At 28.6% G+C, this 21,026-nt stretch carries 20 protein-coding genes; 7 read left to right on the forward strand and 13 right to left on the reverse strand.

All coding sequences use genetic code 11. The features are described 5' to 3' along the window. Positions 1–77: 77 nt before the first annotated feature. From BQ5344_RS09615 to pcp, 3 genes are read left to right on the forward strand one after another with little or no spacing between them, the layout of a single operon-like run. Positions 78–758, forward strand: coding sequence for a DUF969 domain-containing protein (locus BQ5344_RS09615; RefSeq protein WP_071125132.1), 681 nt, complete (start codon positions 78–80; stop codon positions 756–758). Beyond that, positions 758–1,699, forward strand: coding sequence for a DUF979 domain-containing protein (locus BQ5344_RS09620; RefSeq protein ID WP_071125133.1), 942 nt, complete (start codon positions 758–760; stop codon positions 1,697–1,699). The genes BQ5344_RS09615 and BQ5344_RS09620 overlap by 1 nt, the downstream gene beginning before the upstream one ends. Positions 1,700–1,723: 24 nt before the next feature. Beyond that, complete coding sequence (gene pcp / locus BQ5344_RS09625) at positions 1,724–2,365, forward strand: pyroglutamyl-peptidase I (protein WP_071125134.1); 642 nt, start codon at positions 1,724–1,726, stop codon at positions 2,363–2,365. 159 nt (positions 2,366–2,524) lie between these two features. Here pcp and BQ5344_RS09630 read toward each other — a convergent pair whose 3' ends face one another. Both BQ5344_RS09630 and BQ5344_RS09635 read right to left on the reverse strand, forming a co-directional pair. After that, complete coding sequence (locus BQ5344_RS09630) at positions 2,525–2,953, reverse strand: hypothetical protein (protein ID WP_071125135.1); 429 nt, start codon at positions 2,951–2,953, stop codon at positions 2,525–2,527. Between the two features lie 124 nt (positions 2,954–3,077). Beyond that, positions 3,078–4,355: a hypothetical protein gene (locus BQ5344_RS09635; RefSeq protein WP_071125136.1), complete on the reverse strand. Its 1,278-nt coding sequence runs from the start codon at positions 4,353–4,355 to the stop codon at positions 3,078–3,080. 131 nt (positions 4,356–4,486) lie between these two features. Between BQ5344_RS09635 and BQ5344_RS09640 the strand changes: the two genes are divergently transcribed. The 4 genes from BQ5344_RS09640 (at position 4,487) to BQ5344_RS09655 (ending at position 9,159) form a co-directional block, all read left to right on the forward strand. Then, positions 4,487–5,269, forward strand: coding sequence for a hypothetical protein (locus tag BQ5344_RS09640; RefSeq protein ID WP_071125137.1), 783 nt, complete (start codon positions 4,487–4,489; stop codon positions 5,267–5,269). Positions 5,270–5,393: 124 nt separating this feature from the next. Then, on the forward strand, positions 5,394–7,106 hold the full coding sequence (locus BQ5344_RS09645; RefSeq protein WP_071125138.1) for a proline--tRNA ligase: 1,713 nt from the start codon (positions 5,394–5,396) through the stop codon (positions 7,104–7,106). 195 nt (positions 7,107–7,301) lie between these two features. Continuing rightward, a complete protein-coding gene (locus BQ5344_RS09650) occupies positions 7,302–7,928 on the forward strand; it encodes an HAD family hydrolase (RefSeq protein WP_071125139.1) in 627 nt (208 codons plus the stop codon). A 142-nt stretch (positions 7,929–8,070) separates the two neighbouring features. Next, a complete protein-coding gene (locus tag BQ5344_RS09655; protein ID WP_021769442.1) occupies positions 8,071–9,159 on the forward strand; it encodes a glycerol dehydrogenase in 1,089 nt (362 codons plus the stop codon). A 156-nt stretch (positions 9,160–9,315) separates the two neighbouring features. On the opposite strand, the gene BQ5344_RS09660 is transcribed toward BQ5344_RS09655, so the two are convergent. From BQ5344_RS09660 to BQ5344_RS09710, 11 genes are all read right to left on the reverse strand, one after another. After that, positions 9,316–10,107: a hypothetical protein gene (locus tag BQ5344_RS09660; RefSeq protein WP_021769443.1), complete on the reverse strand. Its 792-nt coding sequence runs from the start codon at positions 10,105–10,107 to the stop codon at positions 9,316–9,318. A 241-nt stretch (positions 10,108–10,348) separates the two neighbouring features. Beyond that, positions 10,349–11,089 carry an amino acid ABC transporter ATP-binding protein gene (locus BQ5344_RS09665; RefSeq protein ID WP_071125140.1) on the reverse strand — a complete coding sequence of 247 codons (741 nt, stop codon included), beginning with the start codon at positions 11,087–11,089 and terminating at the stop codon, positions 10,349–10,351. Beyond that, entirely contained in the window at positions 11,089–12,654 is a 1,566-nt protein-coding gene (locus BQ5344_RS09670; protein WP_071125141.1) for an ABC transporter substrate-binding protein/permease, read from the reverse strand. Before BQ5344_RS09670 ends, BQ5344_RS09665 begins: the two co-directional genes overlap by 1 nt. A gap of 6 nt (positions 12,655–12,660) precedes the next feature. Beyond that, complete coding sequence (locus BQ5344_RS09675) at positions 12,661–13,659, reverse strand: aspartate-semialdehyde dehydrogenase (protein ID WP_071125142.1); 999 nt, start codon at positions 13,657–13,659, stop codon at positions 12,661–12,663. A gap of 175 nt (positions 13,660–13,834) precedes the next feature. After that, positions 13,835–14,641: an NlpC/P60 family protein gene (locus BQ5344_RS09680; protein ID WP_021770323.1), complete on the reverse strand. Its 807-nt coding sequence runs from the start codon at positions 14,639–14,641 to the stop codon at positions 13,835–13,837. A 27-nt stretch (positions 14,642–14,668) separates the two neighbouring features. Further along, a complete protein-coding gene (gene dtd / locus BQ5344_RS09685; RefSeq protein WP_071125143.1) occupies positions 14,669–15,109 on the reverse strand; it encodes a D-aminoacyl-tRNA deacylase in 441 nt (146 codons plus the stop codon). Positions 15,110–15,136: 27 nt separating this feature from the next. Continuing rightward, on the reverse strand, positions 15,137–15,787 hold the full coding sequence (locus BQ5344_RS09690) for an MBL fold metallo-hydrolase (protein ID WP_071125144.1): 651 nt from the start codon (positions 15,785–15,787) through the stop codon (positions 15,137–15,139). Positions 15,788–15,831: 44 nt separating this feature from the next. After that, a complete protein-coding gene (locus tag BQ5344_RS09695) occupies positions 15,832–16,887 on the reverse strand; it encodes a mechanosensitive ion channel family protein (protein ID WP_071125145.1) in 1,056 nt (351 codons plus the stop codon). Positions 16,888–17,191: 304 nt separating this feature from the next. Continuing rightward, a complete protein-coding gene (locus BQ5344_RS09700) occupies positions 17,192–18,742 on the reverse strand; it encodes a methyltransferase regulatory domain-containing protein (protein WP_071125146.1) in 1,551 nt (516 codons plus the stop codon). An 87-nt stretch (positions 18,743–18,829) separates the two neighbouring features. After that, a complete protein-coding gene (trmB, locus tag BQ5344_RS09705; RefSeq protein WP_083378239.1) occupies positions 18,830–19,654 on the reverse strand; it encodes a tRNA (guanosine(46)-N7)-methyltransferase TrmB in 825 nt (274 codons plus the stop codon). Positions 19,655–19,716: 62 nt separating this feature from the next. Further along, on the reverse strand, positions 19,717–20,973 hold the full coding sequence (locus tag BQ5344_RS09710; RefSeq protein ID WP_071125147.1) for a 3-deoxy-D-manno-octulosonic acid transferase: 1,257 nt from the start codon (positions 20,971–20,973) through the stop codon (positions 19,717–19,719). Between the last annotated feature and the right edge of the window lie 53 nt (positions 20,974–21,026).

Here is a 21,026-nt window from a genome sequence, read left to right on the forward strand (position 1 = left end):
AAAGCTATTGCATTTCTTTGTTTTTAAAGGTAAAATTATAACAATACTTAGAAAATACAAAATTAGGAGGAATACTTATGAACTTGTGGATACTTATAGGTATTGTTATTATCGTAGTAGGATTCACTTTAAAACTTGATGTTCTGGCAGTTGTACTTGTTGCAGGAATTGGAACTGGATTTGCTGCCCATATGAGCTTTGGAGAAATTCTTGAAATTATTGGAAAGGCTTTTGTTGACAATAGACTTATGTCCATTTTTTTGATTAGTTTGCCTGTTATAGCTATTTTAGAAAGATATGGGTTAAGAGAACGAAGCGCAACACTCATTGAAAATCTTAAAAATGCTACTGCTGGTAGAATTTTAGGACTTTATATGGTTATTCGTTCAATTGCGAGTGCTTTATCAATTAGAATTGGTGGACATGTGCAGTTTATCCGTCCTCTTATTTTTCCAATGGCTGAAGCCGCAGCAAAATCTCACAAAAAAGAGGAATTGACTGAAAAGGAAAACGAAGATTTGAAGAGTTTAAGTGCCGCTATTGAAAATTATGGTAACTTTTTTGCACAAAACATATTTATCGGTGCATCTGGACTTTTATTAATTCAAACAACTTTAAAAGAAAATGGATATGATGTTACATTGGAAAAATTGGCTCTATTTTCTATTCCAATTGGAATTGTTGCTATAATATTTACATTTATTCAAGTGTATATATATGACAAAAAAATAAAAGCAGGAAAGGATGGGGATAAATAATGGCACTAAAAGAAACTTTAAGCAATATAGCAGAAATTATTTATATTCTTTGCGGACTTGTAAGTGTTGCCACTGCAATTAGAGGATTAAAAAATGAAAAAGCCAAAATTGGAACATTCTTATTCTGGTTTATTCTAGGAATTACATTTATTTTTGGAAAAATTATTCCATATAAAGTTACTGGTGGATTACTTATCATTTTAGCTTTAATTACTATTACAAAACAATTACAAATAGGAAGTTTTGAAAATGTAACTGCTCAATTTAAACTTGCACAAAGTGAAAGATTAAAAAACAAAATTTTTATTCCTGCAATATTAATAGGTACTGCTGCTTTTCTAATATTGCAATTTAAAATCGGAAAAACTGCAATTCCACCTGCAATCGGTATCGGTGGTGGATCTCTTGTAGCACTTTTAGTTGCAATGTTAATTATCAAACCAAAACTTAGTGAAACAACTGACGATACGTCAAAATTACTTATGCAAATTGGAGCAACTGCTCTTTTACCACAACTTCTTGCCGCACTTGGTGTTGTCTTCACAAAAGCAGGAGTTGGAAATGTTATTTCTCAAATTATATCATCAGTAGTTCCACAAGGTAACATATTTATCGGAATTGTTATCTATGCTATCGGAATGGCTGTATTTACTATGATTATGGGAAATGCTTTTGCTGCATTTTCAGTAATTACTGTTGGAATCGGTATTCCATTTATTTTAAAACATGGTGGAAATCCTGCTGTTATTGGTGCTCTAGGAATGACTGCTGGTTACTGTGGAACTCTTATAACTCCAATGGCTGCAAACTTTAATATCGTTCCAGCTTCAATACTTGAAATAAAAAATAAAAATGGAATTATTAAGACGCAACTACCTATGGCTTTAGCATTATTCGTTGTTCATATTATTCTAATGCTACTTTTATTTGGAATAAAATAATTGTCTGAAAGGAGAAAAAATAAAATGAAAATTCTTGTCACAGGTTTTGATCCATTTGGAGGTGAACCAGTAAATCCTGCTATCGAATCAGTAAAAAAACTGCCTAATGAAATAGCAGGGGCACAGATTATAAAACTTGAAATACCAACTGTAAGAAAAAAATCTATTGAAAAAATTGAAAAAGCTATCGAAGAACACAATCCAGATGTTATATTATCAATTGGACAAGCTGGTGGAAGATTTGACATATCTATTGAACGTATTGGAATAAATCTTGATGATTTTAGAATCCCAGACAATGAAGGAAATCAAACTATTGATGAACCAATTTATCCGGATGGAGAGAATGCTTATTTTGTAAATTTACCTGTTAAAGCTATGGTTAACAACATTCACAAATATAATATACCTGCCTCTGTTTCTTATACTGCTGGTACTTTTGTATGTAACCATGTTTTATACGGTATCCTTTATCTTGTAAACAAAAAATACAACAATAAAAGAGCAGGATTTATTCACATTCCATACCTTCCTGAACAAGTTGTAGACAAAAAAAATATGCCATCAATGGACTCAAATACTGTTGTTAAGGGATTAACTGCCGCTATTGAGGCTATTGTTGAAAATAATGAAGACATAAAAAAAGTAGGCGGAGCTTTACATTAAGGTAAATTAAAATATGGACTATTTAATTAACTTAGTCCGTATTTTTTTATACTTTTTAAATCTAAAAAATAATAAGGCAATATAAAAATCTGCCTTAATAAAATAAACTTAAAGCAGATTTATAACTTTTTTATTTTAAATATCACAAAAATTACTTTTTTAATCTTCTATAGCTTTATGAGTTTCAAAAATTCTCTCCATTGTTTTTTTGAATGTTGGAGAACCTACTAAATCATATTGTTTTTGTGTAGGTCTTTTACATACTGCCGCATAGTAAAACTCATGAATTCTATCTTTTCCACCATTAATATCACGAAGTCCAGATTCACCTAACATTTCATTAAATTGTTTAATTCCTTGCTGAACTTCTGCCAAAGTATGTGTCATTTTCTTACCATCTTTTATGTAGCTTTCTTCCATAATCATAGATCCAATTGGCACACAAGCGGCTACTTCCTGACCATCTTTGTTATAAAATTCTGTCCATTCTTCTTCACTCATAAACAGCACACCTCTTTCATCCCTAGAAGGTTCTGCTACTCCAAAAACTGAAAATGCCAATAATCCCAATAAAATAAGTTTTTTCATTTTAAATCTCTCCTTTTTATAATTTTTTAGTAATTTTAAATAATTTTATGTTCTTCTAAGGTAATTATACCACATGTTTTACAAATTTCCAAATCTTAAAACTTATACTTTAATAATGATTTTTCTATTTCCAGTAAGAATTAATCAATTCCAAAACAGGATCATCCCTATCTTCATTATAAACTATGTAATCAATAAATATCTGCTCTAATTCCGTATTATTCTTCATATTAACTAAAAAATTATATATTACTAATTTCAACTTATTAGAAATTTCTTGTTTTAAACTCGCTTTAGCATATCGGACTGCAAAATCTTTTGCTTTTTCCATATCCAAAAATTCTAAATTCCGAAAAATTTTCCTTGCTTTCACTTGACTATCCATATCAAAATTTATTAAGCAATAATTAATCAATTCATCACTTATTTCAATGTTTTCATAAATCAAATCATCTACTTTAGTTGCGTATTCTATAAGACTAGGATATTTTTTTACTGAATTTATATATTTATCTTCCCATTGCCTTTTATTTACAGTTCCTTCATTTATAATCATTGATCCCCAATTTTTCTCTTTTTCCTTTAAAAATGGCTGATATTTTATTGGAATATCTTCTTTTCTTATATTTGAACTTAAAAAGTTTAAAAAAATTTGATTATCTTCGCCATAATTTTGAGAATATTCACCCTTTATAATCAACAGGCACTTCAAAGGTTTTCCAAGCAAAGCCGCCGCACATGCCTTATGGTGTCCATCAATTACAAAATTTATAAAACCGCCAAAATTATACACAATCGCTCTTGGCTCATTATTGAATTTATCAATATAATATTCTACTCTTTCTTCATTATAACAATCTGTTGTCTGTGTTGGATAAAGATAAACTGGCTGATTAAATACATAAGATGTGTCTGTATCACTGTCTTTTAAATATGCTAAACCTGTTGCTGGAGAATCTGTAAATTCATTTGGAACATTCCAGAAAAAATTTCCATTTCCATCAGTTGGATAACATTCCGCCTCTGCTATCAAATAAAATCCTGTTTCAAAAAGTTTTAATAATGGCTCCATTGCTTTTATAGAATTTTCCAGTGAAATGAAATCAGCATTAATTTCTTTCTGTATTTCCATAAGTTCCTGACAGTTTGCATTTTCTATTCCATACCCAGTTGCAAGTAAAGAATTGCTAGTAGGACAATATGGAGAATTTATTCGAACAAGAGGAATACCATTAAGTCTTATTTTAGCTGGGTAATAGCCGTCCGAAAAAAAAGTTTTAAGTTTCCCTGCACCATTTATATAAACCACTTTTGAATCTTTAATATTAATCATTTCAGATGTGTCAGCTTTGACATCTACTAGTTCAACTGACAATTTTTCTTTATTTTTCTTAAAAAACATAATTTATCACCTTTTTATTTCATTCTTGATTTATTATACCCCAAAATAGTTTAAATTCCAAAATCTACCTTTACATTCTTTTTAAATAAAGCTATAATAATAAAATGATATTAAATTATGGAGGATTTTAAATGAAAAAAAAGATTTTTTTAATTTTACAATTTTTGTTATTTTCAGTTATTTTAAGTGCTGACAATGCTCAAACTTACAATAATTTTGAAAAATTTAATGTACGAATGTCAACTGCAACTTTACCCTTTACAACTGTTGTTAATGCTTCTAAAGACAAAGAAGCATACTTTGCACAGTTAAATGCTGGAAACTATTTAGCTTTTATTCCAACACGACTTGCTATTATTAATTACTATGAATTTTTTTCTGATGTGTTAAAAAAGGATTTTAAAGTTTATGAAACAAATAAAAAAGGGAAAATAAAATATTCAAGCGATGTAATTCGTTATGATGAAAATGATTTTTACTCCAATTATAAAAAAAATGTAAAATCTGACAGAGCTGAATCAAAAAATAATTTAAACATAGTAGGAGGCGATACTAAACTAATAAGTCCAGATACTTACAAAATAACAAATTATGCAACAGATAGAGGATTTTTAGTAGTTATTCCAATGAATATGGCATTTTATGTAAAACAAATAAATGATAATAAATTTATCTGGTCGCTTACCAATGATTTCAAAAAAATAGAATACACTTTTACTCTTGAAAACAATAAATTAATAGTAAGAAATAATAAAAACCAGATTACTTTTACAATTTACAAAAAGGACAATTCATTATTTTTAGAAGAACCTAAAAATATATGGGAATACAGAGTTAATAAAGATTTATCTCAATTTGAATATTATAAAAATTCAAAACTTACTAGTACAGAAAAATATCAAATTACCAATTAATTTTTTTATAATAAATATTTGATATTTACACAAAGATATTCAAAAAACTATTGCTAAAAATTCAAAAAAAATATACAATATAAGCATTATAATACAATAAAAATTAAATATAGAAGGAGAAAATATGAGATTATCAAGAGCATTTTTAAAAACATATAAGGAAGCACCAAAAGAGGCTCAAATTGTGAGCCATCAGCTTATGCTTAGATCATTTATGATTAAGCAGCTTACGAGAGGGGTTTATACTTATTTACCATTTGGGTATAGAGTTCTTAAAAAGATAGAAAATATTACAAGAGAAGAAATGGATAGAGCAGGGGCTCAGGAACTTCTTATGCCTGTACTTCAGCCTGCTTCACTTTGGGAAGAATCTGGACGTTGGTTTGCCTACGGGCCTGAACTTATGAGATTAAAAGATAGAAACGAAAGGGAATTTTCGCTTGGGCCTACTCACGAGGAAGTTATTACGGATGTTGTAAGAGATTCAATTTCATCGTACAAGGAACTGCCTTTTAACGTTTATCAGATTCAGACAAAATTTAGGGATGAAATGCGTCCAAGATTTGGACTTATGCGTGGAAGGGAATTTGTGATGAAGGATGCTTACAGTTTCCATTTGACACAGGAGTCGCTTGACGAAGAATATTTGAACATGAAAGACACTTATTCAAGAATTTTTGAAAGAATGGGACTTAATTACAGGGCAGTTGAGGCTGATACAGGTTCTATTGGAGGAGATGCTTCACACGAATTTATGGTGCTTGCAGAAAGTGGAGAAGATGATATTTTATACAGCGACTCTTCAGATTATGCGGCAAACGTTGAAAAAGCAACAAGCATTATTGAATTAAAGGAAAGCGATGAAGAAAAACTTTCAAAAGAATTAGTTGGAACTCCAAATGCAAAAACAATTGAAGAGCTGGCTAATTTCTTGAATATCCCTAAAGAAAAAACTGTAAAGGCAGTAATGCTGAAGGAAATTCTTGAAGATGGGGAAAAATTTGTGCTAGCCCTAATTCGTGGAGATTTGGATGTAAATCCTATAAAATTAAAAAATGTAATTGGAGCTTCTACAGAACTTGAAATGATGAGCGAGGAAGAATGCGAAAAATTCGGGCTGGTTGCTGGATATGCAGGCTCTTATGAAAAAAAAGAAGGCTTATACGTTGTAATTGATGAAACCGTAAAATATGTAAGAAACTTTGCTTTAGGTGCTAATAAAGCTGATTATCACTATATGAATGTAAATCTTGAAGACTTGGCATACGACTTAGTTGCAGATATTAGAACTGCGAGAGCTGGAGATCTTTCTCCTGATGGAAAAGGGGTCTTAAAAATTGCACGTGGAATAGAAGTTGGACATATTTTCAAACTTGGAGAAAAATATTCAAAAGCCCTAAATGCTACCGTTCTTGATGAAAATGGAAAACAGGCAGTTATGAAAATGGGATGTTACGGAATGGGAATGTCAAGAATCATTTCAGCCGCAATTGAACAGAACCACGATGAATACGGTATAATCTGGCCAAAAGCAATAGCCCCTTACCATGTTGATGTAATAATCGCCAATATGAAAGATGAAACACAGGTAAATGTAGGTGAACAATTGTATAATGAATTAAATCAAAATAAAATTGAAACTGTATTAGATGACAGAAATGAAAGAGCAGGATTCAAATTTAAAGATGCCGACTTAATAGGTTTCCCACTAAAAATAGTTGTTGGAAAAGGTGCAGCTGATGGAATTGTGGAAGTGAAAGATAGAAAAACTGGGGAAAGTACGGATGTAAAAATTGAGGAAGTTTTGAATTTTGTGAATAATTTTATGGCTGAGTAAAATTTTTGACATTGCTGATTGCAGAATTAATGGTGAAGAATATCCGCAAGCTGAGAAATATTTAAAAAATTATACAAAAACTTGGAAAAAGTGTGATATTATGAAGTTTAGGAAACAATATGTAATTATTAGAAACGTTGAAAATAGAGAAATTATTAATTAAGAGATAGACAAGTAGTCGGAGGTGCAAACAAAATGGAAAATATAAATTCTAAAAAAATAAAAAATATAGTATTTGATTTAGGAAATGTTTTAATAAAATTTGATAAAGACACATATTTAGAAGAAAAATTACCTAAAGAAAAAAGAGAGGCATTTCATGAAAATGTAATTAATACAAAAGAATGGTTAATGCTTGACAGGGGAACTTTGACTTATCCTGAAGCTAAGAAAATTTTTAAGGAAAGAAGTCCACATTTGGCTACTGAAATTGATAATTTTTTTGACAAGGACTTTTTTGAATTGTTAAAGCCTATAAAAGAAAATATTGAGCTTCTTTACAAATTAAGAGATCATTATGAATACAAATTATATGTGCTTTCAAATTTTCATAGGGACTCATATGAATATGTCTTTAAACACAACGATTTCTTTAAATTATTTGAAGGCTGCCTAATTTCATGCTATTTCAAGCTTTTAAAGCCAGAAGAAAAAATTTATGACACTCTTCTTTATGAATTTGGCTTAATCCCAGAAGAAACTTTGTTTATTGATGATGTGAAGGAAAATATTGAAGCCGCTGAAAATAAAGGAATCAGAGGACTTCATTTACCAGATTACACTAAATTAGAAGCAGAGTTGAAAAATATTTTGAAAATTTAATAAATTTAAAAATCAGAGAGTTACCTCAAACATTAGATTTGAATAACTTTCTGATTTTTATTTTAAATTTCCTATTGACTTTGTGAAAAAATACACTATAATATTATTAAATAAATTTAAATTTTATAGGAGATGATTTTTTATGACAAAAATTATTAATTCACCATCAAAATACATTCAAGGAAAAAATGAAATTGCCAATTTGGCAACTTATTACAAATTACGTGGTAACAGCGGAGCATATCTTTTAGTAGATAAATTTATTTTTGATAATTTTAAGGATAAAATTGTTGAAAGTTTTGAAAAAGAAGGCGTAAACTACCATATCGAAGTTTTTGGCGGAGAATGTTCAAAAAATGAAATTAACCGAAATATTGATATTTTAAAAGAAAAAAAATGTGATGCAGTATTTGGAATCGGTGGAGGAAAAACTCTTGATGCGGCAAAAGCAGTATCATATTACGAAAATATTCCTGTCTTCATCGTTCCGACAATTGCTTCAACAGATGCACCATGCAGTGCTTTGTCAGTAATCTACACTCCAAATGGAGAATTTGAAGAATATCTGTTCCTAAAGGCAAATCCTGATATGGTAATAATGGATACTGATGTAATCGTAAATGCACCTGCTAGACTTCTTGTCGCTGGAATTGGAGATGCACTTGCCACTTACTATGAAGCCAAAGCCTGTGTTGATTCAAATGCTTCTTCAATCGCTGGAGGTGGCATTACAAAAGCCGCTATTGCAATTGCAGAATTGTGTAAAGATACTCTGTTCCAAGATGGTTTAAAAGCTAAAATTGCTGTGGAAAATAAAGTAGTTACACAAGCTGTTGAAAATATAATCGAAGCAAATACTTATTTAAGTGGAATTGGATTTGAAAGTGGAGGACTTGCGGCAGCTCACGCTATTCATAATGGACTTACAATTCTGGAAGAAGGACACCACATGTATCATGGAGAAAAAGTTGCATTCGGAACAATTACGCAATTAGTTCTAGAAAACAGATGTCTATGTGAAATCAAAAAAGTTGTAGAGTTCTGTAAGAGTGTAGGACTTCCAACAACATTGGATGAATTAGGAATGGGAAGTGTTTCTAAAGAAAGACTGTATGAAGTGGCAAAAGCAAGTACAGCTGAAGGTGAAACAATTCATAATATGCCATTCAAAGTTACTGCCGATGATGTTTTTGCTGCAATATTAGTAGCAGATGAATTGGGAAAAAATTAATTTTTATTTCTTTTCTTGCTTAAATTAGCTTAAAATTTTCAAATAATTTTTGGAGTACTTATACTGTACTCCTTATTTTTTCTACAAATTAAAAAACTTGGATTTCATAAATTGATTATTACTTTCCAAGTTTTTATATAATTACTTTATTAACTTCTATTTAGCTTCAGTATATTCTTTTGCTATTTCTTCAATTTTATATTCTTCTGAAATTTTGTCTATTAATTTATTTCTTTCTTCAATAGCTCTGTTATTTACCAATGCGTTAGCAATTTGTTGGTATGCACTGTTTGGTGTTACATTTCCTAATTTTGCTTTTTCATTTTCATAAATTTCAGCAATTTCTTCTTGAGTAACTTTTACATTTTTTCTTACTTCTAAGTCTAAATAATAATTGATGTATACATTATCTTTAATAATTTCAAGATCATCTTTGTTATTTTCTTCAAAGTTTGATTCTTCCATTTTTTTAGCAATTATTTTTCCAACAATTAAAGTTTTTAATACTTCAGAATTTCCTTTAGAGAACAATACTTCTTCTTTAGTAATTTCTACTTTATCTTCCATTTCTTCAACTAATTTGTTTAATTCTTCAGCTTCAAGTGTAACAAGTTGTTGATTTAATAAATCTCTTTGAATAATTTCTCTTGCTTCTGAAAATGGAATATTTTGTGCATCAAAATTTGCTTTATTCTCAGTATATAGTTTTGTAACATCATTTTCATTTACAGAAATTTTATCTTCAATTGCTTTTGCAATAAAGAATTTGTTTTTTTCATTTTTAAAGAAGTATTCAAATTCTTCTTTTTCTTCTTCATTGAAGTCATATTTTTTAGCTGTTTCTAAAATTGCTTTATTAATTAAAAGTCCTTTTATTTCTTCAGCATTTAGCCCTCTTGCTTTTTCTTCTTCAGTCAAAGCTAATTTAGTTTCATTTTTTTTAGCCATTTTTTCTCCTTATTTTTAATAATTCCTATTTATTTTTTTTAACCTTTACTATTTTACACTATTTTTAAAAAAATTTCAAGGAATTTTCTCATTTTTTCTTATTTTTTAAATATAATTTATAAAACAGTAATAATTTTTATATTTTTAAATTTCCTTAATTTTAAAGGCTTTCTAGATATTTTTTAATAATTTTAAATTATATTTTTTTGTAAAATTTTAATTTCTATAATTTATTTATAATCTATTTTTTTAACATTCTACTCAAAAATTCCTTAGTTCTTTCATGTTTTGGATTTTCAAAGATATTTTCAGGCTTGTCGTCTTCCACAATTACACCTTGATCCATAAACACAACTCGGCTCGAAACATCATGGGCAAAATCCATTTCATGCGTCACTACAATCATTGTAAGTCCACTTTTTGCTAAGTCTTTCATTACTTTTAGAACTTCTCCAACCATTTCAGGATCCAACGCCGATGTCGGCTCGTCAAACAGTAAAACTTCTGGCTGCATTGCCAATGCTCTTGCTATTGCCACCCGTTGCTTCTGACCACCCGAAATTTGATTTGGCTTTGCGTGAATAAAACGTTCCATTCCTACTTTTGCCAAAAATTCTTTCGCTATTTTTTCAGCCTCATCTCTTGACTTTTTCAAAACTTTCATTTGTCCAATTACACAGTTTTCGAGAACACTTAAATTATTAAACAAATTAAACTGTTGAAACACCATTCCTACTTTTTCCCGCAATGTCACAAGCGATATATCTCCTGCCATTGCATCTTTTCCATGAATTAAGACTTGTCCGCTAGTAGGCTTTTCAAGTAAGTTTATACATCTTAAAAGTGTTGATTTTCCACTTCCAGATGAACCGATTATACTTACAACTTCCTTTTCATGAACATCAAAGTTTACATCCTTTAAAACTGTTCTCTTTCCAAAATCTTTTCTAATATTTTTTATTTCAATAACCTTTTTACTCATTATTTCTCCTCCCCATCAGCATCATCCAAAAACTCAAAATGTTGAGGTCCGTCAATTCGTTTTTCGATTTGTTTTAAAATCAGTGATAATGTAAATGTCAGGAAGAAATAAATCACACTTGTTATAATAAATACTTCATAATAACGTGAGTAAGTTCCTGCAACAGATTTTGAAATAAAGAATAATTCTGTCACACTTATAACATTTAATACAGATGTATCTTTAATATTTACAATAAGCTCATTTCCAATCATTGGTAAAATATTTCTAAACATCTGTGGAAAAATAATACTTTGCATCAACTGAAAATTAGTCATTCCAATAGCCTTTGCCGCTTCAAACTGTCCATTATCAATCGAATCAATTCCCCCACGGATAATTTCACTCATATATGCACCCGTATTTATTGATACAATAAATAATGCCGCCACCATTGGTGATAAATTTATATTGAACACCTGAGATAATCCGTAATAAATTACCATTGACTGCACTATCATAGGAGTTCCTCTAAATACTGCAATATAAATTGATGAAAGTGTATTTATAAATTTAAGTCCATATTTTTTATATTTTTGTGTCTGTTCATCAGTTTCAGATTCCGAATGTCTAAATAACGCAACTACTAGACCAATCAAAAATCCAACTACTGTGCCTGTAATCGAAATAAATAGAGTTACAAGTGTCCCTTTTACAAATTCTTTCCAGTTTTTTTGAATAAAGTAAGTTACCCATCCAATAAATGAACGTGAATTTCCACCTGGCTGATTTTGTATAGCCTTTTCCATTATTTCCTGTCGCACTTTTGGAGTCAAATCTTTATCTAAAATTTTATTAACCTGCTCTTCCAGTTCTGTATTTCCCAATTTCATTCCAACTGCAACATTTACTTCTACTGTATCATACTTAAATCCTGTATTTTTATCAAATGAAATAAATTTTAAATCTGGATTTGAAAACTGAGCTGCCATTGCTCCTGGTCTTTCTGATATATAGCCATCAATTTTCCCTGAATTTAAGGCAACTATCATTGCTGGAAAATTTTCCATCGCAGTTTGCTTTTGTACTCCCTTCATCTGATCAATAACATCATAGTGAAGAGTATTTAGCTGTCCCGTAATTTTCGCTCCCGCAAAATCATTAATCGACTTGGCGTTTGCATATTTCCCATTTTTTTGCACAACTACTACTAAATCTGATTCATAATATGATTTTGAAAAAGTCAGGCTTTGCCTTCTTTCAGGCGTTGCTGACATCCCTGCTATAACTAAGTCAACTTTCCCGGAATTAATAGCAGGTCCAAGTAAAGCATCCCACTCTGTTTTTACAATTACAAGATTCTTATTTAGTTTTTTGGCAATAACTTTGGCTATTTCAACATCATATCCGCCACAATAACCTCCATCAACTTTCACAGCACCATTTTTAGCATCATTCTGAAACCAGTTGAAAGGAGCATATCCACACTCCATCCCAACTTTTATATCATCACTATAGCCTGTTATGAAAGTTGTAACAAAAACTAATAATACTAATATTTTATTTTTTATTGTACTGAATTTCATATTTTATTATAATGCTCCTTTTTTTATTAAAGTTTCAGCTATCTGAATTGTGTTTGTAGCGGCACCTTTTCTTATATTATCTGCTACAACCCATAAATTCAAGGCATTGTCTGCTGAAAAATCTCTTCTGATTCTTCCAACATAAACTTCGTCAGTATCCTGAGCATTTATAGGCATTGGATAAATATTATTCTTACCATCATTTTGTACTATAACTCCTTCTTTTTCCTCAAATGCACGAATTACATCTTCCAACTCAAATGGTCTTTCTAATTCTACGTTTACAGATACTGCATGTCCATATCTAACTGGTACTCTCACACAAGTCGCAGTTGCTTTTAAATCTGGCAAGTTTAATATTTTTCTAGTTTCGTTAATCATTTTTTCTTCTTCTTTGGTGTATCCATTATCTAAGAAAACATCAATATGCGGCAATGCATTAAATGCAATTTGATGCGGATAACCTTTTGAAGGCTCCCCTTTTAGATTAGCTTCCAAATCATCAAGTCCTCTCTGTCCAGAACCTGCCACAGCCTGATAAGTTGAGTAGATTACTCTTTTTAATCCATATTTTTCCTGTAAAACTTTTAGTACAGGCATTACCTGAATTGTCGAACAGTTTGGATTTGCAATAATTCCTGAATGATTTTCTAATGCTTCTGGATTTGCTTCAGGAACTATTAACGGAATATTTTCATCCATTCTCCAAGCACTGCTGTTATCTATAACAACTGCACCTTTTGCCTTAAATTTTGGAGCATATTCAAGCGATACTGCTCCACCAGCCGAAAATAAAGCCACATCAATATCCTCAGCTATTGTGTCATCTTTTAGTTCAATAACAGTATATTCTGTTCCATTAAATTCAATTTTTTTACCAGCTGAATTTTTCGAAGCATAAAGGTATAATTTTTCTACTGGAAAGTTTCTTTCCTTTAAAACTTTTAAAAATGTTCTTCCAACAAGCCCTGTTGCCCCAACAATTGCTACTTTGTAATTTTTCATTATTTTTCCTCCTAAAAACTTTTTGATTAAGGTTTATCTACCTAAGAATTAATTATTTTATTATTAATTACCTAAATCTAATGTATATATAATACACTATTCTCGCGTCTTTTTCAACATGAAAAATAAAATAATAAAAAATATGTATCTAAAAATACATATTTCTTAAATTTTATTAAACTTCTCTTATTCTCACACCGTATTTAAAGTATTTATTCCAGTATGTATTTTCCAAAGTCGAAATTACAACTCCTTTAGACGATGATGCATTAATAAAAAGTGTGTCTCCTAAATAAACTGCTGTATGATTATTTTTCTCATCTGGTCTAAAAAATACAATATCTCCAGGTTTTAAATTTTCTTTTGAGACATGAGCACCCATTTTAATTTGCTGTACAGTTCGTCTTGGTAATTCATATCCATATACTTCACGATACACTCTACGAGTTAAAGCTGAACAATCCATACCATACTCTGAATCTCCACCAAGCTCATATTTAGTTCCTTTCCAGTTACTATATGATTTTAACAATTCATTTTGTAATTTCATTGTTTTCTTTTCACTAAATGTTCCACTTTTTAATATTTCTTGATGTTTTCTTTTTAGTTCAGATAGTTTTTGTAATACTAATTGTGAATTTGGCATTGAACGATCTACTAACTTGTTTTCATCAAATAACTTTGTTACTCTTAAATTGTCTATACTTTCATCTATATAAGCATTGCTATTTTTATTTGATTTTTCTACTTTAGTAGTTTCTTGTTTTGAATATTTTGTTTCATTCTCGTTAGTATTTTTTTTCTTTTGCACAACTTCAATAGTAATGTTTTCATTATCTACATTATCTGATGTTGAAAACTTATTATCGTTGTTCCTTTTTTTGTTACCACTTGCACTTTCATTAACTCCTTTTGTTTGCAATCCTGTACATCCTACTGTTAATAACATACAAGTCATTGTTATTGCTGATTTTCTTACCATCTTTACGACTTTCTCCCTTCTCAATTTTTATTTTGAATCAATTATCAAATTTACAGGTCCATCATTTTCAGAAATAATTTTCATATGTTTCCTAAACTCCCCTGTTTCAAATTTAATATCTGTTTGTTCTAACTTTTGAACAAATTGATTATAAATTTTTTCTGCTTTTTCAGCTGGTGCTGAATCAGTATAGCTTGGTCTTCTCCCTTTTTTTGTATTTCCATAAATCGTAAAATTACTTACAACCAATAATTCTCCATTTATATCCTTCACTGACAAATTCATTTTGTCATTTTCATCATTAAAAATTCTTAGATTCAGTAATTTATCAATACAAAAATCAATATCTTTTTCAGAATCTTTATTGGAAATTCCCACATATGCAACTATTCCTTTATTGATTTCTCCTTTAAATTTATCATTCACAAATATTTTTGCATAATTTACTCTTTGAATTATTATCTTCATTTTTTCCTTAATTCCATATCTTTAGATTTAATAGTATCTTTTTTCTACACCAATTGTAGTATCAAAAGAATGACCAGGATAAACCTTAACATCTTCATCTAATGCTAATAATTTTTTTAATGATTTTCCCATTTGAATTGGATCACTTGTAGGTAAATCTACTCTCCCATAAGTTCCAGCAAACATTGTATCTCCAGAAATTAACACTTTGTTAACTTTATCATAATAGCAAATATCCCCTCTACTATGCCCTGGAGTTTCAATTATCTCAAAATTAAAAAGTCCATTGTTAACATTTTCTTCAGTTACTTTCCCATTTTTACCTAATTTATCATTCTCCTTCAAAGTTATAATCTGAGCATCACTGCTTAACTCAAATTCTCCTTCCCTCCATGCCAATAGCGACAATTCAGGATTAAACAAAAATTCATACCCACCTTCACTTATATAAATTGGAACTTTCTTATACTCCAATACAGAAGGGATTCCTAGAATGTGATCCCAATGTCCATGAGTTAAAAGAATTGCCAATAAATTTAAGCTATTCTCCTTGATATAGTCAATAACTTGTGTCATTTTTTCTTCCCCAGGATCTACAATATAACAGTCATTTTCATAAGAAATCACATAACAGTTACTTTGTGCTGCATTGTCATTCAAAAACCTTCTTATCTCCATGGTCTCTCCTTAGTTATCTGTAATTTTTTTTATAAATCAATATTTTATTTAATCACGTGTACATCCATTTGCGGATACGGTATTTTAATACCCTCTTTATCAAATTCAATTTTTATTATTTCGTTTAATTTCAATTTTAATGTTAAATAATTTTCACTTCTTGTGTAAACATATACATAAAAAATTATGGCTGATTCTCCCAATTCTCCAACACCTATTACTGGTTTTTTTGAAGCTAAAATCAATTTTTCATCATTGTTATAAACATTTTGTCCTATTACTGTACTTTCTAAATCTTCCATTTCATCATCAACTTGATCATTAGAATTTTTACTTGCTTCTTTTTCAGCTTCTTGCATTTTTTTTCTTGAAAAAATTGTTGAAAAAAGATTTATTTTAGTCTTTTCCTTTGTTTCTAATATACTATTTTGTAATTTGATTAATAAGTTTTTTCTGCTCTCAGTTTCCTGAATCTCGTTCATTGTTTCCGTCTTAATAATTCGTTCTAAAATTTTTTTTACTTTTTGAATATCACTGTTGTAGGAAACTCCGATTCTCAAATCCAGTCTACGTTCTCCATTTTGCTTAATATTTCTGATTTCAGTATTTGTAATTATTCCGTTGGGTATAATTACAAGTTCATTTTGTGGATTTAACATTTTTGTATAAAACAATTCAATTTTCTTTACTGTACCAAGATAATTGTTATATTCGATTGTATCTCCCACCTTAAATGGCTTAAATGTCAAAATTATAAGTCCACCGCAGAAATTCCCTAAAGTTTCTTTAAATGCAATCCCTAAGACAATTCCAGTTGCTCCTAAAAAAGTCGTAATAGAAGTTGCATTTATACCAAGAATTCCTATTGAAACATAAATTAAAATAAAATAATACAAAATAGAATAAATTGAAATCAAAAAAGAAGCAAGACTTTTGTCCGTATTCGCTTTCTCTAATATAATTTTTAGTATTTTTTCAACTCTATTTTTAAATACTTTTCCTATTTTTATAATTAGATAAATTATAAATAGCTTAAAAAGATTTGTTTTCAAAAACTTAATTGTATTATCCCATTCTAAAAATTTTTGTAATTCCTTCATAGTTTCTCCTTTTTAGTTCTAGATTAAATCCATTTTAAAATCAAACTCAAAAATTATCACTAAATACTGTTATTTATGATTTAAAAAAGCTTATATACAGTATAAGTTAAAGAATTTTGAGTATAATTTGAATATTCAATGAAATCACTTAAATTTTTCACAGGCTTTTTATTATATCACGTTTTTTTTATTCTGTCTATGAAAAAATATAATAATTTCAATAATGTAAAAAATATATCAAATACTACATTTTGTAAATAAAAAATGTGACAAGCATTATTTACACTTATCACATCTTATTATTTTATTTTTTTGTAAAATATCCTATAAATTCAAGTTTCTTTATACTTTCAGGTAAATATTCTGAAGCCTCTATTTCTGTTTTTTCCCCATCCATTGTCGTTCGATAAATAGGTGTTTTTGATAATTCTTTCAAAATTTCTGATTCTGGTTTTGGCTCTGATAAAATATCAGCAACTATTACATCAACATCGTTTAAATCACTTATAATTTCATTTCTAGAATTTGCTATTCCAACTATATTGACTCCTTCTCCAACAATAAGAGTCCTCAAGTAATTTCTAAATGTTTCTGTTATATAGACCTTGTTTTCTTCATAAAGCACAGTTTCATTTTCAGAACAATAAAATTTTATTTTACCATTAATCATACTGTTCAAAATAAATTTTCTTAAGTTTGCAATAATTTCATTTTCTTTTTCTTTATTTTTTTCACTTTTATCTTGTGTTTTTAAATTTTTCCATATTGTCATTCCATCTTGCACTGTAAAAGTTTTATTAGGTTTTTTTACTAATTCTAACATTATAGCTTTTATGTTTTCTTCATTTACTGTCGTTAATTCTTCTTCTGAATATTTTAGTGTAAAGAGAAATGAATCTAATATCTCGTTTGGAAAACTTTCAGTAAAGTTAAGTTTTTCCGCTTGGCTTTTTTTACAAATTAAAGATCTTCTAAATTTAGTATCAAGTATATAGTCAAGACATTGCTCTTTTATAACATGATCTCCTTGTGAAAGTTGTTGAAGTTTTTGGACTGTACTATCATTATAAACACTTGCGATTGAGAGTCTTAACGCAACATCTGATATATATTCCAAATTTTCTTTTCTTACTAAATCCACAAATTCATGTAAATACATTGGCTTGTTAAAATCTTCAAGATATTCATGAGCCACATAATAATCTTGCATATTTAGAATTTCTTCAATTTGTCTAATAAAATCTCCTTTTTTTTCAGAGATGTCGTTATAACTTTTCATCTGATCTGCTACAATTGAAATAAATGCTTTTCCACGTTGATTTTTATCTCCAAGTGCAACTTCTGGAAAATATTTATTTGCATAAAGCATCATTTCACGTATTTTATCAGGTTCTTTCCATCCAGGATATGTATTGTAAGAAATATATGCAATTCCTTCTTCTGTAAGATTTTCATTACATATTTTCAGAATTTTTTCCTTTACATTTTCAGGAACCCAAGAAAATACACCATGAACAATAATATAATCAAATTTCCCAAACTCTTCATTTATGTCTAAAATGTTTTTTTCAATTAATTTTACATTTTTCAAACCAATTTTTTCAATTACTTCATTTCCTTTTTTTACTTGTTCTGCCGTCAAATCAATACCAATATATTCAGATTCTGGATTATAAAGTGCTTGTGTTATAATATTTCCACCAAATGATGATCCTAATTCCAAAACCCTCGCTTTTCTTGAATCTTTTGGCGTCAATCCATATAAACGTCCATATGCTTCTAGTAACGCTGGAATAGTATAATTAAATGGATTAGATTTGTAAAGCAGTTCGTTATATGTATTTTTATTTTCCATAATTTTTACAATAAGAATAATTTGAGGTACAGTTTTCTATTTCTGTTTTTCAAACCATTTTCTTATTATCTCTCCTTTCAATATTTATTATTTAATTTTTTTTATTTCAATATATTTAATATTCATATTATGTTTACTCAAAAACATTTGTTCGAATTCTGTTTTAATATTCTCATTTACTTTCTCTGAATTATGTAAATCACGTGTATGGTAAACAATTTCATAATTTTCAAGTGTTTTTACTAATTCCAAAACATCCTCATAATACTTTTCGTGATCTGTTTTAAAAAATAACTTTCCGTCTATTTTTAAAATAACATCTAATTTAGAAAATAATTCCTCATTTATAACTCTTTTTTTCTCTTCACCTTCCCAAGGATCAGGGAAATTAATATATACACCCGAAATTTCATTTTTACCAACAAAATCTAGTATCGTTTCTCCTCTTTTTCTGACAAAAAGAATATTTTTTAACTTTCTTTTTTTAGACTTTTTTGCTCCAAGAACAAGCCGTTTAAATCGTAATTCTAATGCAATATAGTTTCTATCTTTAAATTTCTCTGCATTCTGTACAGTAAAATTACCACTTCCACAGCCAATTTCAAGATAAATATCATTATTATTTCCAAAAAATTCATTCCATTTTCCACAATATTTATCTACATCTGTATTATTGTACATCAAATACTCAGGAAATTCAAGCATTTCACACATATATTTGTTATAATTTTTTTTTGGCTTTTCAAAAAAATATTTCCAAATTTCCTGTTCATTTATAATTTTGCTTTTTTCTGCATTTATTTTTTTGAATTCATCATTTACTTTTTTTATATTTTCTCTCTTTTCCTTTTCAGCTTCTGTTATTTCAATTTTTTGTCCATTTTTTCCTATAACTTTAATTTTATTTTCCATTTTTTAATTACTTTCCTTAAACTTTTATTTTTATAATTTTTAAATTTTTTTTTGCAATTTAACTAATATATTTCGTTCAATATTTTATCAATTTCATTATTTTTTTCAAAAAACTCTCTTGTGTCAATATTTTCAGATTTTTTCAAATATTCAATAATTTCATCCTTATTTTTTACAATTTCCACAAATCCTAGTTCTTTGGCGTCTTTTACTATTTCTTCTATATTCTGAAAATATTCACCAATAATTGGCTTTTTCCCATAATACAACGGCTCTAGAATAGAATGCCCTCCAATGTCAACAAGTGTCCCGCCAACAAAAACAAAATCTGCTAGCTGATAAAAATCTGTCAAGACTCCCATTTTATCAACTACAATTATTTTTTTCCAATCTTGAGTTTTAAAATTTATTTTTTCTTTTTCAATTTGTGTAATTAATGAATAATCATCTTTTGAAAACTTTTCCAAAATAATATTCTCAATTTCGCCAAGTCTCTCCAGATGTCTAGGAACTAGCACTAATTGATATTCATTATCAATATTTATCATCTTAAAGACCTCAAGCCAGATTTTTTCCTCATTAGGACGCGTACTTCCACACACGATTACTTTCTTATTTTTATCTATAATTGTATCCAAATAATATTTTTTCTGTTCGTTAGAAATTTTATTATATTTAATTGAATATTTTAAATTCTTGTAAACTTTAATTTTATTTTTATCAATTCCCAGCCTTTCATATCTTTCCTTGTCTGGAATACTTTGGACCATTATTTTCGTAGCACAATTTAATGTTTTTCTTATAAGCCATCCAAATTTTAAATACGACTTCAATTTCTTTTCAGTCAGCCTTCCATTTACGATAAATAATTGACCATTTTTTTGAGCAAAATAATACAAATTTGGCCAAATTTCAGTTTCCACAACTATTGTTTTTTCTATTTTATATTTTTTATAAATTTTTTTCATTGCAAAAAAATCATCAAGTGGAAAATAAAATATTTTTACATTTTTATCTTCAGAATATATTTTACTAACTGCAGAAAATCCAGTATCCGTCATAACAGAAAGTATCACCTTTTGATTTTTCTCACCTTTCCTGGCTTGTAATATTTTTTCAATTAATTCTTTTGATAAATTAAATTCTCCAACTGATGAGAAATGAACAAGTATTGCTTTTTCATTATTGTTTAGGAAATTGTTATTTCCCATTTTCTGAAACAGACGTGTTTTAAAAAAATTTAATAGTTTTTTATTGAAAATTGATAAAATCATTATTATAAAATATAACAAAACTCTTAATAAATTATATAAAATCATATTTTTCCTATCTGTAAATTTTATATTTTATGCAAAAAGACTATCTCTTAATG

This window comes from Leptotrichia massiliensis, assembly GCF_900104625.1.
Classification (GTDB): Bacteria; Fusobacteriota; Fusobacteriia; order Fusobacteriales; family Leptotrichiaceae; genus Leptotrichia; species Leptotrichia massiliensis.